Raw genomic sequence first — 16870 nt, forward strand, 5'->3', positions numbered from 1 at the left:
AATGTATTAATTTAACGGTGGTTTATTTGTTGTGGTTTGTTTTGCCGTAGGCTTTGTTTTATTACGACGATAATTGTTTGCATTGAAACCTCCTGACGAAGTTGATTTAGACGGTGATGCGTTTGTCATTCCTAACACGCTACGAACTTCGCTATCCATAGAAGGGAAGTCTCCTATATTAGAAACAACAATCGCAGCAATTCCATCTTTACTTTGCGTCTTCTCCAGCTGTTCCGCTATGGCGTTGTAATGTTGAGCTGTCTTACGGTCACCTGCTTTACGATAACGCTCTGCTGCTACCTTTGCTTTTTTCACCATTGATGGAGCAAGAGAGGTAAGAGCACCTTTTCTGTCTGCTGAATAGGCATAAATATTACCATCTTTGAGTCTAATTGTCTCTTTTTCGCCTCTATCTTTTCCTGTAACGGAGCTTTTAACCGTTCCATCAGGATTGTGCGTTGCTCTAAAATGACTTTCAGCTTGGCTAATTCTTGCAGCACCTTGTGCTTCACTTACTCTGTTATGACGACCATCTTCGGCTATCTGTGCACCTTTTAGTCCCTCGTTTGCCTTGTGTGCACGTTTTGTTTCTGCTAAGACTTTACCTTTATGCTCCATATCTTGAGCAAACAGACTATCTCGTTGGTCAAATGCTTTTTGCCATTGGTTATCCTTGACGTTGTCACGATCTTTCTTATACTGAACTGCATCGGCATCCTTTTTCTGATTATAGGCATCTATGCCTAATTGACGCATCCAAGCTCTCTCCTTGTCCTCCCTTTCATCGTCTGCTTGCTGTGCCGCCATAAGATTTCTTATATATGCATTTTGCTGCGCATCTCTGTTTGCACGAAGTTTCTCCCACTTGTTTTCCGTCTTAGCAGATTGTGAGTTCTCATGCCTATACATGTTGGGTGCATACTTTGTAGTGAAATAAAGATTAGATAATGCTGATATGCCGTCGCTAATAGCAGCAAAGATTTTCTCACGTTTCTCCTTCTTTCGTTCCTTTGCCAACTCTTCTTCTGTCGGAGGTTGATACGGACTAAGCTTCGCAAACATATCAACATAAGACATACGTTTTGGCGTTGCAGCCTTTACAGGAGTTTCATTATCCTCTCCTTTTGCTGCAACGCTCTGTTCAATACTTGGAGCAAGAGGAACTGAAACAGAGGGGGCGGTGTTGTTACCGCTAATATTTCCAGCCTGAGTTGTCGGAACAGCCCTATTTTCCCTAAAGTGGGCATTCTCTGCTCTCTGCTGCGCTACTCCTGCAGCACCCAATGCTGTTTCCGTTTTCAGTCCTTTAGATGGACTTGCAGGCGGTGGTTGCATTGCGGCAGGCTTGCTTCCTAAAATATCATTTATAGCACTCATATTCTTCTCTCTGAATTAGAATGGCATACTACCAGCAGCACCAGCAACACCTTGAACAGCTTGACCAATAGCCTCTGCTTTCTGTTGTTCAAGACTGTTGAGCTGATTGGTAAGGTCTGCATCACGCTGTTGGTACTGCTGCTCTATCGAATCCTTGCGTTGCTCTGCATTAACCGCAATCTGCGAGGTTGCATCCGAAAGAGCCTTGTTGTTTGCCTCCTTAGCTGCCGCCACGCTTTCCTCCGTGCCACCCATTACGGCAGCAGCACCTGCAGCAGCCTTGTTACGATTTTTGATACTTTCCTCTGTCATGGTCAATATACGCTGTGCGTCAGCTCTCTGCGTTGCATCCTCGTTGTAACGCCTATCGTACCAATCCTGATTAGATTTCTTCTGAGCCTCTATATTGGCTTTCATCTTGTTTATAGCTTTTGAAGCCGAAATACCACCGAAGATACTTCCTGCAGCTCCTACTGCAGCTCCTATCATTCCCATAATGACTTATTATTAAAAGTTATCTATTTTCTGCGAAAATAATACATTACTTTTGCATGGTTCGTTTAACTTTTAATACACCAAATAATATGACTACTGAAAAGAAGAAAGGAGGACGCCCTAAAGGAATAGCGAAGACAGGTGGTCGCGTTGCTGGAACTCCAAACAAAGTGTCGGGAAAAGTAAGAAGTATTTTAGCAAATGTTACTGGCAATTACTATGACTCTGACTTATTTGAGAAAGACTTAGCAAGTCTTGAGCCTAAAGAACGTATACAAGCAATGGAGAGATTTACAGCTTATATTGCTCCAAAATTACAGGCAACAACCCTTGACGTTGCAACAGAGACCAAAAAGACCATCGAGGACAGACTTATCGCTTTGTCTGGTGGAGGCAAATAGAATCTACAAATAACTACTATAGAAACGCTTTTATTAGATTGTTGAATTAATTGAATTGATTTGTTTTAGTTAAAAGGGATTGTTCGTGAGAATAGTCCCTTTATTATTTGTAACTAATTTAATTACAAGTATTTACAAAATACTCCCTATATGTCGCACTTTGGTGTTTTTTATATCATTTACAATGCTCCCTATATGTCGCACTTATATCATTTTCTTGGCTTCGGGAATTGATATTTTATACCCAAAAGTATTATTGCAAACGAACGTTAATTTATTTCTTCGGAAGAAATCCCACTTGAAACGCATTTCTTCGGAAGAAATCCCACTTGAAACGCATTTCTTCGGAAGAAATCCCACTTGAAACGCATTTCTTCGGAAGAAATCCCACTTGAAACGCATTTCTTCGGAAAAAAGTGCATAAAGTAAAGTAAAATAAATAATATACATCTACCGCGCGCGTGTACGTACGCGAGGAGCATTTGCCTTTTGTTAATGAAAGTAAAAAAGAAAACCTACAAAAGAAAGTTCTTCTGTAGGTTAGAAGTGAATTAAAAACCTTTGCCTTTCATTCGCTCGTAGACAGCCGATTGTTTCTTGTCTTGGTTTTCTATTTTGAAAATAACCATTGAGCGATTGGGAATGCTATCAGGGAGTTGCGCTGCGAGTTTTGCTATAACCTCATCAACGTTGTTAAAACCGACATCAGTTATCTCGGCTAACTTACGTCCTTGAAAAAATGCTTCTCCATGTACTTGGTAACGGTATGATAGTTTAAAACGTTCTTCTTTCGGTTTTTGTTCACGTCGTGACGGTTTATCAGAAAAGAAAATAAAATCAATAACCTTATCGTTGAGTTCCCATGCTGGAGAGTAATCTGTTTTAATATAACCACGTGTTACCTTGTGAGCACTGCTATGATTCATTGCAAATGCAACTTCTTCAATACTTGCATTGCAATCATTCTGTGCTACAGTTCCCCAGGTGTGACGGAAAGTGTAAACAGAATAATCGTTATCTTTATCGATTCCCATAGCCTCGCAAAGGTGTCGAATACCAATGTTTACATTTGCGCTGAAGCTGTCAGATGTCGTATGGCGTTTTGCAAAACAAAAAAGATGCTCATCATCCTCGTCTGTGCTTTTGTATTTCTCAAATAGGGGTTGCAGGATAGCAGGAACACGCATTTCCATATAAGCACCATCAGTGCGAAACATCTTTGTCTTTGCTCTCTGATAGTGAAGAATGCTATCGTAATAATCAGACTTCTTCATGTGGAATAAATCTACAGTGTTAATTCCTGCCAGGCAGATAACAATCATAGCAACGTCACGTCCTAACTCTTCAAGTGGATGCGCCATCTTGCTCTCGGGAAGAGGAAAAAAGAAAAACTCTCTACATGCTTCAGGAGTAATAGCAAGTTTCTCTGGTCTATCTGCCTTTGGTATTTCAACATTCATCCAAGGATTGGATTTAATTCTGATGAGATTGTTATCGTAGTCGTTGTATTCTACAAGAGCAGCCTTAAAAACTTGACGAATGCAAATAGGGTACATCTCTTTTGCTCGTTTTGTTGTTTCAAGAGATTTTATCCATTGGTTAATGAACAACGAAGTAAGTTCAGAGAACATGACTTTGGTTGTACCAGCAAAACGTTCAAGATGTTGTAAGGCAAGTTCGTAGTTGCGTGCATTGCGTTGCTGCCCTCTGTCAACCATTCTATCAATGTGCTTACGTGCGTATTCGCTGAAACATAAGTCAGAGTCCATTGTGCGTAAAAAGTCAACCACTTGCTTAACTGTCCATCTTGATGTGTTCACCCTGTTAAGCCTATCATTATACTCGATGATCAGACTTGAGCAATATTGCAAAACGTATGGGTCGGTGATTTCGTTCGTCTTACTAAGTCCCTTACTTGTTACATACTTGCCAGTTGTTATATATCCGACCTTTACGCCTACACCTACTCTGATATATACCTGCCAGAAGCCATCTTTGCGTGGTCTTCTGACTACCGCCTTAAATATTGCCATAATCGTTTGTTATATTTGGTAAGTTAATGGTATGTACTCCTTTACACACGTATTGTAAGTTTTGGTAAGTTTTACTATTCAAAAGGGTGCATAAAGTGTGAAAAATGAACATTTCTCCCTTATGCAAATTAGGCGGAGTACCTACGTGAACACGTGGCACACCGCCTAACATATTGAATTTTAGCAAAATACTACTTTTCTTCCACTGCTGCTTGTGCCGCAGCAAGTCTTGCGATAGGCACACGGAATGGAGAACAGCTAACGTAGTTAAGACCTACACGATGGCAGAACTTAACAGAACTTGGCTCACCACCATGCTCACCACAGATACCACACTTGAGGTTCTTGCGAGTCTCACGGCCCTTCTCAACAGCCATCTTAATGAGTTGACCAACGCCTTTCTGATCGAGAACCTGGAATGGGTCTACATCAAGAATCTTCTTCTCCAAATAGCTTGGCAAGAAGCTTGCGATGTCGTCACGGCTATAACCGAAAGTCATCTGTGTCAAGTCATTTGTACCGAAGCTAAAGTACTCTGCTTTCTGTGCAATAACATCAGCTGTCAAAGCAGCACGAGGAATCTCAATCATCGTACCTACCTTGAACTCAACCTCAACACCCTCCTTCTTGAAGAGTTTATTTGCAGTTTTGCGAATGATGTTCTCTTGAATGTCAAGCTCATTAACAATACCTACCAATGGTACCATAATCTCTGGCTTAGGATTGAAGCCTTCCTTCTTCAACTGAACAGCAGCACCGAGAATAGCCTTAGTCTGCATTGCGGTAATCTCTGGGAATGTGTTACCCAAACGGCAACCACGAAGACCCAACATTGGGTTACTCTCAGAGAGTGCATTTACACGGTTCTGGATGAACTGAACGCTTACGCCCATCTCCTCAGCCATTACTTCCTGTCCCTTAAGATCGTGTGGTACGAACTCATGCAAAGGAGGATCAAGCAGACGAATGTTAACAGGCATACCGTCCATACACTTCAAGATGCCATAGAAATCCTGCTTCTGATAAGGCAAGAGCTTATCAAGTGCCTTCTCACGCTCTTCTGTGCTATTAGCGAGAATCATCTCACGCATAGCCTTAATCTTCTCGTTCTCGAAGAACATGTGCTCAGTACGGCAAAGACCGATACCAACAGCACCGAAGTTACTTGCAACCTCTGCATCGTGTGGAGTATCTGCATTGGTACGAACTACCAACTTGCTATACTTCTTACAAAGATCCATCAACTCAGCAAAGTCACCTGTTACCTCAGCCGGACGAGTCTTCACCTCACCAAGATAAACCTCACCCGTTGAACCATTCAAAGAGATATAGTCACCCTCACGGATAATAGTTCCATCAATCTCTAAGGTACGTGCCTTATAATCAATCATGATTGCACCAGCACCACTGACACAACACTTACCCATACCACGTGCAACAACGGCAGCGTGTGAAGTCATACCACCACGAGCTGTCAAGATACCCTCAGCTGCAGACATACCAGCGAGGTCCTCTGGAGATGTTTCGATACGAACCATGACAACCTGACGACCATCCTCGTGCCACTTTGTTGCATCATCGGCGAAGAACACAACCTGACCACTTGCAGCACCTGGAGAAGCTGGCAAACCACGAGTTAACACACGAGCCTGTGCCAATGCCTCCTTATCAAACACTGGATGGAGGAGTTCGTCAAGCTTGTTTGGCTCACAACGCATAAGTGCAGTCTTCTCGTCAATCTCACCCTCGTGGAGCAAGTCCATTGCAATCTTAACCATTGCTGTACCAGTACGCTTACCGTTACGAGTCTGGAGGAACCAAAGCTTACCTTCCTGTACAGTAAACTCCATATCCTGCATATCATGGTAGTGCTTCTCCAGCTTGTCCTGAAGTGCATAGAGTTGCTTGTACAACTCTGGCATAGCCTCTTCCATTGAAGGATACTTAGTAGCACGAGTCTCCTCATCAATATTCTGCTGAGTAGCCCAACGGAGTGAACCCTCCTTTGTAATCTGCTGTGGTGTACGGATACCTGCAACAACGTCTTCACCCTGTGCATTGATAAGGTACTCACCATTGAATAGGTCCTCACCAGTACCAGCATCACGAGAGAAGCAAACACCTGTAGCAGATGAATCGCCCATATTACCAAATACCATTGCCTGAACGGTAACAGCTGTACCCCACTCCTGTGGAATGCCCTCCATCTTACGGTAGAGGATAGCACGCTCATTCATCCATGAATCGAATACTGCGCATACAGCACCCCAAAGCTGTTCCATTGGATCATCTGGGAAGTCTTTGCCAGTCTGTTCCTTGATTGCTTTCTTGAAGAGAACTACAAGTTCTTTAAGGTCTTCAACGGTCATCTCATTGTCAAGCTTGACACCACGGTTTGCCTTAACCTGTTGAATAATTGCCTCGAAAGGATCAATATCTTCCTTGTTTACAGGCTTCATACCCAATACGACATCACCGTACATCTGTACGAAACGACGATAGCTGTCATAAGCAAAACGCTCGTTACCCGTCTTCTTTACCAAGCCCTCAACCACGGTATCATTCAGACCGAGGTTAAGAATGGTATCCATCATACCTGGCATAGAAGCACGTGCACCAGAGCGTACACTCACCAACAGAGGATTGGAAGGGTCACCGAACGTTGAATTCATCAATTTCTCAACATGCTTTACACTGTTCTCAACTTCTGCTTTCAGCAAGCCAACAACAGTCTCTTTACCTTTCTCAAAATACTCATTACATACATCAGTGGTAATCGTAAATCCTGGAGGAACAGGAACACCAATAAGATTCATCTCTGCCAGATTAGCACCCTTGCCACCAAGGAGATTTCTCATATCAGCCTTACCTTCAGCCTTACCATTACCAAAGGTATAAACTCTCTTTTCGCTCATAAGTTATAAATGATAATAAATTTTTAGATATTTCTTAGTGCAAATATACCAATAAATAGGTAAAGTAACAAACTTTTCTATAAAAATTGCTATCCTCACCTTACATTTTTAATCTGTTGGCGAACACAGACCCGATAAAAGCTATCAAGCAGACTACAAACAGAAAAAAAATAGTAACTTTGCACCGAAATACAAAACAGATTATGAGTAGAAAAAGAAAGCCATTACCCATTCTGGAGAATGTCACAATAGAAGCTGTGGCTGCCGAAGGTAAATGTGTTGCACATGTTGACGATAAAGTTGTCTTTGTTCCTTTTGTTGTACCAGGGGATGTAGTAGATCTTCAGGTGCGTAAGAAGAAACGTAGTTATTGCGAAGCAACCGTCATCCGCTTCATCAGCAAAAGCGCTGTACGTGAGGAGCCTATGTGTGAACACTTTGGCATCTGTGGTGGATGTAAGTGGCAAAATCTTCCTTACGGCGAACAGCTAAAAGCAAAGCAGCAACAGGTGTATGACCAACTGAGCCGTATTGGCAAAGTAGAACTCCCTGAGTTCCGCCCAATTATGGGTTCAGTACATACAAAAGAATATCGTAATAAGCTCGAATTCGGCTGTGCTAATAAGCGTTGGTATACGGAAGAAGAATTAAAGGCGTTACCAGAAGGAGTTGGTTTAGCAGAAGGGGCTATTGGCTTCCACATAACAGGTGCATTTGATAAGGTATATCCTATTGAGAAATGCTGGCTGATGAACGATCTCTGTAACGAGATTCGCAAAGATATTCGCGGCTATGCACTTAGCACTGGCATGAAATTCTACGACATCCGTGCTCAGCATGGTTTGCTGCGACACATCATGGTGCGCAACTCTAATACAGGCGAATGGATGGTACTGATACAGTTCCACTATGACGAGGAGGGAGACGATGAGCGCGCGAAAGCATTGATGCAACATATTGCAGACCGTTTCCCACAGATTACCTCACTCTTCTACGTTGATAATCAGAAAGGTAACGATACTTTCAACGACCTTGAGCTTACTCTCTTCAAAGGCAACGACCATATCTTTGAAACAATGGAAGACCTGAAGTTTAAAGTGGGTCCAAAGAGTTTCTACCAGACAAACACCGAGCAGGCATACCACCTTTATACAGTTGCTCGAGAGTTTGCAAACCTCACTGGCAACGAACTTGTATATGACCTCTATACGGGTACGGGTACTATTGCGAACTTCGTCGCAAAGAAGGCACAGAAAGTTATTGGTATTGAGTACGTTCCAGAGGCAATAGAAGATGCAAAAGTAAACTCTGAAGTCAATAAAATTGACAACACACTCTTCTATGCAGGTGACATGAAAGACATTCTTACTGAGGACTTTATCAGCGAGCATGGACGTCCGGACGTTATCATCACTGACCCTCCACGTGCTGGTATGCATCCAGACGTTGTAAACGTTATCCTCGGTGCAAGTCCAAAGCGAATTGTCTATGTTAGTTGTAATCCTGCAACACAGGCACGCGACCTTGCACTACTTGATGTCGACTATAAGGTAGCTGCTGTTCAACCAGTAGATATGTTCCCACATACACCACACGTCGAGAACGTTGTCTTATTGGAGAAACGATAGAAAAACTAATAAACTCTATATTTTAAGATTGCCTGCTATATCAGTTAACAGAAATAACCCTTTCAACAACTGACATAGCAGGCAATTTCACCTTAATATATATAGCCACAACTCATCACCCACCATTACCAAGAAAAACAAATGACAAAAGCAGCATAATATTTTGTTATTATTTTATAAAATACTATCTTTGCATCGTTAACAGCCGAGTTATAAACCTAAAAATATTATCATTACCTAAATTCATAGAGTTATGAGAAAAACAATTATCCTATCAGCTATGATGCTATGCTCACTTCTCGGCAAAGCACAGGAAGCACCCAAGTGGATTAATAACGTAAAATTATCTGGCTTCGGCATCGTTCAGTACCAATACAATGGTATGAACAATAACAAGTCAAACACTTTCAACCTTCGTCTGGGGCGTATCTCACTTGATGGTCGAATTTTGGACGACTGGTATTGGAAAGCACAGTTGCAAGTCAACGGCAACACATCAACATTGGGATCATCACCACGTGTCGTTGACCTATTTCTCGAATGGCAGAAATACGATTTCTTCCGTGTTAAAGCAGGACAATTCAAAAACCCATTCACTTTTGACAATCCCATACATCCTATCGACCAGGGATTTATGAGTGTTGCACAAAGTGTTCAGAAATTGGCAAGCTTCTCTGACCGAGCAGGTGCACACCCATCTAATGGACGTGACATCGGTGTACAGATACAAGGTGATTTCCTGAAGAATAATGCAGACAGAAACCTTATACACTACCAAGTAGGTGTATTTGATGGACAGGGCATCAACGTTAAAGATGTTGACCAACAGAAGAATATCATCGGTGGCGTATGGATTATGCCTGTAGAAGGCATGCGCTTAGGATGGTTTGGATGGACTGGTTCTTATGCACGTAAGGGTTCATGGACAGATAATGCTGGTGCAACACAAACAGGTGTACGCAGTCTACAGCAACGTCGCTACGCTTTTTCAGCAGAATACAAAGTAAACGACTGGACACTTCGTTCAGAGTACGTTCATTCAACAGGTTATGCCTTTGCAAAAGCATTGAGCAATACGGATGCTTCAGCAGCAACAGACTGCAATCTAAGCGCAGATGGCAATAAGGCACAAGGTGTTTATGCATTGGTGATTGCGCCTATCATTCCTAAGAAACTACATGCAAAGGCTCGTTATGACATGTATCAGCCTTCAGATGGTGCAGAGAAACAGCGTACACAGTACGACATAGGAATCGATTATGAATTCACAAAAAACCTTGAGTTAAGTGGCATTTACTCTTATGTGCACGACCGTTCTTTGAATAGTCCAACAAGTAAACCAAACTACTCAATGTTTGACTTAGAATTAAGTTTCCGCTTCTAAAATAAATTAATTTTAAGAAAATCACGGATACATTAGGCTGTTTCCGTGATTTTTTGTACTTTTGCTACAAATAATGTAAATATATTAATAAACAAAGATCTTATACTACTCACGGAAAGATCTCATCGTACAAACTCTAAAACATGACAAGACATCAGCATACCAACTATCAGGCTGGAGGAATTAAACCTCCATCTTCATCAGCAGCACGTCGCCGTAAAGCGTTAAACAAGGTAATGAAGATTGTTATGACATTCTTTACCTTAGCAATTTTAGGATTGGTGTACTGGTTGTATAACAACTAAATCCATTAACATCAAACACGAGCAAAAGTTCAAAATCTTATCCTTATTCAGCTACAAATAGCCGAATAAGAATGAAAAACTAAGTATAATACAGGCTATAATACTACCATTTACCTATGTGTTGCAGCCCCGCACATGTGGTGTTAACCATGAACACCATTGGTGTTCATGGTTAACACCAATAGTGTTGAGCGTTAAACACCTTATAATATATTGCAGGTAAACGTTCTTCTTATTACATACATTATCTATCCTTATGAACTACATGAAGATGATAATGCGACCCATCATAATCTATTCGCATCATTCTGTTATGAAGTTCTTCACAAGCAGACAAAGCCAAGGCAACATGTCCCATTGTACGTCTTAGATTTATCTCCACAACGGGATGAAGCATAAAGCCATTCTTAGATGTAACAATCATCATGTCAACACCTAACGGACCACTATAAAAACCTTTTAAGCGAGTAGTAAGTAACTGTTCCAAAGTTGTTATCACCTTATTCAACAGCTCATTTGAGATGTAAGTAGACAAAGTAGATTGCTTCTCTACCTCATCAGCAAGACTATTACCGATATACGCTCCATTAAGCGTATGAAACACTGACAGCCCTGCATAATGGATACCTTCAGCATCAGAATAAAACTCCACACCAAAATCTTTCACCTTATTATAATAAGGTTCTATCATAATACCACCTTGGGTCTTTATTATATTCTTAGTCCAATTAGCTAAAGCAGCATCTAAAACGGTATCAATATAGCGTACACCTCTCCCACTACTACTCCAGGGTGCCTTAATAACAACCCTTCCGTTTTGTTGAAGAATATTTTCTAAATCCACAAGATTATCAACATAGAAAGCTTCACCCAGTAGAGTCGTATTAGAAAGCGACGCCTGCAACTCCTTTAACACGACAGAAGCAAACTGACGATTGCTCAATTTACGTATATCAGCAAGTTGCTCATTATTAAGCAATATAGAATCTCTAACGTCCATCTGTCCCAACTGAAATTTAACAGAAGCATCCCATCCCCACGGTAAAACATTGTCTATCTGTGCTGATAGATGTCTAACATCCTCCTTATTAACAAAATGCACATGCTTACTATAACGTTGAAAACGAAGGGCATGCTGCTGGGCAGAGTTCACATTCTCAACAAGTATACAATCACCTTCCTCTGCCCAAAGAGCAGGCAGATAATCTAAGTCATGGCGAAGCTGCCTACCTGCATGTGGAGCTGTAAAGTACTTATTATCATAAGCTAATGCAATATCGTGTTCGGGGTTAAATACATGTAATGTCATTGAATTCCTTTATTAATGCTGTGCAAAGGTACATCAAACCAAATATAACACAAAATAAAAACAAAAAAATCATTTTTTGCTATCTATAGTTTGCAAATTAAAGAAATTAATAGTAACTTTGCATGTGGATAATATTATATATAACGGGAACAAGATGGACGCATTCTTTCGCACGCATACTTACTTGGTGGAGCATGTAAATGCTCCTGTGCGTCGTCGCCTCATGGATGAGATTAATTGGGACGACCGACTCATTGGCATCAAGGGTACGCGAGGCGTAGGTAAAACAACCTTCCTCCTACAATATGCCAAAGAGCGTTACGGATCTACAGATCGCCAATGTCTTTATGTAAATATGAACAACTTTTACTTCCAAGGCAGAGGCATAGCAGACTTCGCAGGCGAGTTTTATCGCCACGGAGGAAAAGTCTTATTGATTGACCAAGTTTTCAAACAGCCAGACTGGAGTCGTGAGCTCCGTCAATGTTATGACAATTACCCAGAGTTAAAGATTGTTTTCACAGGTTCAAGCGTCATGAGACTGAAAGAAGAAAACCCTGAGCTTAACGGTATTGTCAAAAGTTACAACCTCAGAGGCTTCTCTTTTCGTGAATACTTGAACTTACAAACAAATCAGGAGTTTGAGCCTTACACACTAAAGGACATCACAAACAACCATGAGGAGATTACAAGGAAAATTCTCTCAAAGGTAAATCCGATGAAATTCTTTGCAGATTATATTCATCACGGCTTTTACCCTTTCTTCTTAGAACATCGCAACTACTCTGAGAATCTACTGAAGACGATGAACATGATGACTGAGGTAGATATCCTTCTCATCAAACAGATAGACTTGAAATATCTGACTAAGATTAAGAAGTTATTTTACCTCCTTGCCTTGGAAGGTCCAAAGGCTCCGAACATCAGCAACCTTGCCAAAGACATCAATACCAGCCGTGCTACGGTAATGAATTATATCAAGAATCTTGCTGATGCACGACTTATCAACCTTGTATATCCAGTAGGACAAGAGTTTCCTAAAAAGCCTGCAACGGTTATGTTACAGAACTCTAACTTGATATATGCCATCTACCCTATCCAGCTTGACGAACAGCAACTCATGGAGACATTCTTTGTAAATGCGTTACAGGAGGTATGCTCGGTAAATGAAGGGAATAAACAAGGCACATATATTATCAATCAAAAAGAAAAGTTTAAGGTATGTGATACTGGAAAGACTAAAAAGCGATTTAGCACAGACACAACCTATACTATATACAATACTGAGGTGGGAAAAGACAATCAAGTACCACTTTGGCTAATAGGTTTCCTATATTAGGCAAGACCAAAAACATTATAACAATATTCATTTAATAAATTTCAAAATGGCTAAAGAAAAGAAGTTTATCACTTGTGATGGTAACGAAGCCGCTGCTCATGTGAGCTACATGTTCTCAGAGGTAGCAGCTATCTATCCTATCACTCCATCATCTCCAATGGCTGAGCACGTTGACGAGTGGTCAGCACGCGGACGTAAGAACCTTTGGGGTCAGACAGTAAGCGTTCAGGAGATGCAGTCAGAGGGTGGCGCGGCAGGTGCCGTACACGGTTCACTGCAGTCTGGTGCTCTCACGACAACCTTCACCGCATCACAGGGTCTTCTCTTGATGATTCCTAACATGTACAAGATTGCTGGTGAACTTTTGCCATGTGTATTCAACGTTTCAGCACGTACACTCGCAAGTCACGCTCTTTGTATCTTCGGTGACCACCAGGACGTAATGGCTTGCCGTCAGACAGGCTTCGCTATGTTCTGTTCTGGTTCTGTACAGGAGGTTATGGACCTCTCTGCAGTTCCTCACCTTGCTACATTGAAGACATCAGTACCATTCGTTAATTTCTTCGATGGTTTCCGCACATCACACGAGTATCATAAGATTGAGTGCATCGATGCAGAGGACATTCGTCCATTAGTTGACGAGGAGGATATCAAGCGCTTCCGCGACCGTGCAATGTCTCCAGAGCGTCCAGTTGTTCGTGGTACAGCTGAGAATCCTGAGACATTCTTCACACATCGTGAGGCATCTAACAGTGCATACGAGAATGTAGCAGAGGTTGTTGAGCACTATCTCGGCGAAGTATCAAAGATTACTGGTCGTGAATATCATCTCTTCGATTACTATGGTGCTAAGGATGCAGAGAACATCATCATCTTGATGGGTTCAGCTACTGAGGCAGCTCGTGAGGCTATCGACTACTTGATGTCTCAGGGTAAGAAGGTTGGTATGGTTGCTGTACACCTCTATCGTCCATTCTCTGTTAAGCACTTGCTCGCTGCAGTTCCAAAGTCTGTTAAGCGTATTGCAGTTCTTGACCGTACAAAGGAGCCAGGTGCAGAGGGTGAGCCATTGTACCTCGATGTTAAGAGCGCATTCTATGATGTTGAGAACAAGCCATTGATCGTTGGTGGTCGTTATGGTCTTGGTTCTTCTGACACAACACCAGCTAAGATTATCGCTGTTTATGACAACCTTGAGTTGCCAGAGCCAAAGAACCACTTCACTGTAGGTATCGTTGATGACGTTACCTTCACTTCTCTCCCAGAGGTTGAGGAGATTCCATTGGGTGGTGAAAGCACATATGAGGCTAAGTTCTATGGTCTTGGTGCTGATGGTACCGTTGGTGCTAACAAGAACTCTGTAAAGATTATCGGTGACAACACCAATAAATACTGTCAGGCTTACTTCTCTTACGACTCTAAAAAGTCTGGTGGTTTCACTTGCTCTCACCTCCGTTTCGGTGACAACCCAATCCGTTCTACTTATCAGGTAAATACACCTAACTTCGTAGCTTGTCACGTTCAGGCTTACTTGAACATGTACGATGTTACACGTGGTTTGCGTAAGAATGGTACATTCTTGTTGAATACTATCTTTGATGGTGAGGAACTTGTACACTTCATCCCTAATAAGGTTAAGCGTTACTTCGCAAAGAACAATATCAGCGTTTACTATATCAACGCTACTAAGATTGCACAGGAGATTGGCCTTGGTAACCGTACCAATACTATCCTCCAGTCTGCGTTCTTCCGTATTACTGAGGTAATTCCTCTCGACCTTGCTGTTGATCAGATGAAGAAGTTCATCGTTAAGAGTTACAGTAAGAAGGGTCAGGACGTTGTAGACAAGAACTTCGCTGCTGTTGACCGTGGTAACGAGTACAAGCAGTTAACTGTTGACCCAGCATGGGCTAACCTCGCTGATGATGAAGCTAAGGCTGACGATGCACCAGCATTCGTTAAGGAGCTTGTTCGTCCAATGAACGCACAGGCAGGTGACCTCTTGAAGGTTTCTGACTTCGTTAATCATGGTACTGTTGATGGTACATGGTCAGTAGGTACAGCAGCTTTCGACAAGCGCGGTGTTGCTACCTTCGTTCCAAAGTGGGATGCAGAGAACTGTATCCAGTGTAACAAGTGTTCATACGTTTGTCCTCACGCTTGTATCCGTCCATTCGTATTGGATGAGGAAGAGAAGGCTAACTTCAATGAGGAGACTCTCGACATCATCGCTCCAAAGCAGCTCAAGGGAATGCAGTTCCGTATTGAGGTATCAGTTCTCGACTGTACAGGTTGTAGCAACTGTGCTGATGTTTGTCCAGGTAAGAAGGGTAACAAGGCTCTCTCTATGACACAGTTCGTTGCTGGCGAGGAAGAGGCTAACCACCGTGCTGCTAACTGGGATTATCTCGTTAAGAACGTTAAGACTAAGCAGCACCTTGTTGATATCAAGTCAAACGCTAAGAACTCTCAGTTTGCTCAGCCTTTGTTCGAGTTCTCAGGTGCTTGTGCTGGTTGTGGTGAGACTCCATACGTTAAGCTTGTTTCACAGCTCTTCGGTGATCGTGAGATGATTGCTAACGCTACAGGTTGTTCTTCAATCTACTCAGCTTCAGTACCTTCTACTCCATACACAACTAACGAGGAAGGTCATGGTCCAGCATTCAACAACTCACTGTTTGAGGACTTCTGTGAGTTCGGTATGGGTATGGCTATGGGTAACAAGAAGATGCGCGAGCGTATCGCTGTACTTCTTAACGATTCTATGGCTAACGACCATACACCTGCAGAATTCAAGGAGGCTGCTCAGGAATGGCTTGACAACATGAATGATGCTGATGCATCTAAGGTTGCTGCTGCTAAGCTGAAGCCATTGATTGCTGCTGGTGCTGAAAAGGGATGCCCTGTATGTGCAGAGCTGAAGACACTTGACCACTATCTCGTTAAGCGTAGCCAGTGGATTATTGGTGGTGACGGTGCTTCTTACGATATCGGTTACGGTGGTCTCGACCACGTTATCGCTTCTGGTGAGGACGTTAACATCTTGGTTCTTGATACTGAGGTTTACTCTAACACTGGTGGTCAGAGTTCTAAGTCTACTCCACTCGGTGCTATTGCTCAGTTCGCTGCTAAGGGTAAGCGTATCCGCAAGAAGGACCTCGGTCTGATGGCAACAACATACGGTTATGTTTACGTAGCTCAGATTGCTATGGGTGCTGACAATGCACAGACATTGAAGGCTATCCGTGAGGCTGAGGCTTATCCTGGACCATCACTCATCATCGCTTACTCTCCATGTATCAACCATGGTTTGAAGGTGAAGGGCGGTATGGGTCGTAGCCAGGCTCAGGAAGCAAATGCTGTTGCTTGTGGTTACTGGCAGCTCTGGCGTTACAACCCACTGTTGGCTGAAGAGGGTAAGAACCCATTCTCACTCGATTCTAAGGAACCAGAATGGGATAAGTTCCAAGACTTCCTTCACAGTGAGGTTCGTTTCCTCTCTGTCCTCAAGGCTTATCCAAATGAGGGCGAGGAGCTCTTCAAGGCTTGTGAGGATATGGCTAAGCTCCGTTACAAGAGCTATGTTCGCAAGACTCAGGAAGACTGGAGCGAGGAGGCATAATCGCCTAATCCACAGATTAAACGGATATAGTTAAAACACTATATAACATATATAAAGAGGCT

11 protein-coding genes are annotated in these 16870 nt (G+C 42.3%); 6 read left to right on the forward strand and 5 right to left on the reverse strand.

Translation table 11 applies throughout. The features are described 5' to 3' along the window. Positions 1 to 6: 6 nt before the first annotated feature. Positions 7 to 1377, reverse strand: coding sequence for a hypothetical protein (locus J5A56_RS00695; RefSeq protein WP_021671395.1), 1371 nt, complete (start codon positions 1375 to 1377; stop codon positions 7 to 9). Between the two features lie 15 nt (positions 1378 to 1392). Then, the gene (locus J5A56_RS00700) at positions 1393 to 1872 is read right to left on the reverse strand and encodes a virion core protein, T7 gp14 family (protein ID WP_021671396.1); all 480 of its coding nucleotides are present in this window, start codon (positions 1870 to 1872) and stop codon (positions 1393 to 1395) included. A gap of 89 nt (positions 1873 to 1961) precedes the next feature. Here J5A56_RS00700 and J5A56_RS00705 point away from each other — a divergent pair, with 89 nt between their 5' ends. Then, positions 1962 to 2273, forward strand: a complete 312-nt coding sequence (locus tag J5A56_RS00705) for a hypothetical protein (protein ID WP_036919331.1) — start codon at positions 1962 to 1964, stop codon at positions 2271 to 2273. Positions 2274 to 2824: 551 nt separating this feature from the next. Here the strand turns inward: J5A56_RS00705 and J5A56_RS00710 are convergent. Beyond that, positions 2825 to 4306 (reverse strand): tyrosine-type recombinase/integrase, encoded by a 1482-nt coding sequence (locus J5A56_RS00710; protein ID WP_021671398.1) that lies wholly within the window; start codon positions 4304 to 4306, stop codon positions 2825 to 2827. Between the two features lie 191 nt (positions 4307 to 4497). Beyond that, the gene (gene ppdK, locus J5A56_RS00715; protein ID WP_021671399.1) at positions 4498 to 7221 is read right to left on the reverse strand and encodes a pyruvate, phosphate dikinase; all 2724 of its coding nucleotides are present in this window, start codon (positions 7219 to 7221) and stop codon (positions 4498 to 4500) included. Between the two features lie 203 nt (positions 7222 to 7424). Between ppdK and rlmD the strand changes: the two genes are divergently transcribed. The 3 genes from rlmD (at position 7425) to J5A56_RS00730 (ending at position 10538) form a co-directional block, all read left to right on the forward strand. After that, entirely contained in the window at positions 7425 to 8849 is a 1425-nt protein-coding gene (gene rlmD / locus J5A56_RS00720; RefSeq protein ID WP_036919333.1) for a 23S rRNA (uracil(1939)-C(5))-methyltransferase RlmD, read from the forward strand. 253 nt (positions 8850 to 9102) lie between these two features. Then, entirely contained in the window at positions 9103 to 10233 is a 1131-nt protein-coding gene (locus tag J5A56_RS00725; protein WP_021671401.1) for a porin, read from the forward strand. Between the two features lie 143 nt (positions 10234 to 10376). Further along, positions 10377 to 10538, forward strand: a complete 162-nt coding sequence (locus tag J5A56_RS00730; protein ID WP_021671402.1) for a hypothetical protein — start codon at positions 10377 to 10379, stop codon at positions 10536 to 10538. A gap of 244 nt (positions 10539 to 10782) precedes the next feature. Here the strand turns inward: J5A56_RS00730 and J5A56_RS00735 are convergent, their stop codons facing one another. Beyond that, positions 10783 to 11847 carry a hypothetical protein gene (locus tag J5A56_RS00735; RefSeq protein WP_021671403.1) on the reverse strand — a complete coding sequence of 355 codons (1065 nt, stop codon included), beginning with the start codon at positions 11845 to 11847 and terminating at the stop codon, positions 10783 to 10785. Between the two features lie 154 nt (positions 11848 to 12001). Here J5A56_RS00735 and J5A56_RS00740 point away from each other — a divergent pair, with 154 nt between their 5' ends. Next, complete coding sequence (locus J5A56_RS00740; protein WP_036919336.1) at positions 12002 to 13186, forward strand: ATP-binding protein; 1185 nt, start codon at positions 12002 to 12004, stop codon at positions 13184 to 13186. A gap of 46 nt (positions 13187 to 13232) precedes the next feature. Continuing rightward, positions 13233 to 16808 carry a pyruvate:ferredoxin (flavodoxin) oxidoreductase gene (gene nifJ / locus J5A56_RS00745; RefSeq protein ID WP_021671405.1) on the forward strand — a complete coding sequence of 1192 codons (3576 nt, stop codon included), beginning with the start codon at positions 13233 to 13235 and terminating at the stop codon, positions 16806 to 16808. Positions 16809 to 16870 lie beyond the last annotated feature (62 nt).

The organism is Prevotella melaninogenica, assembly GCF_018128065.1.
In the GTDB taxonomy this organism is placed as follows: domain Bacteria; phylum Bacteroidota; class Bacteroidia; order Bacteroidales; family Bacteroidaceae; genus Prevotella.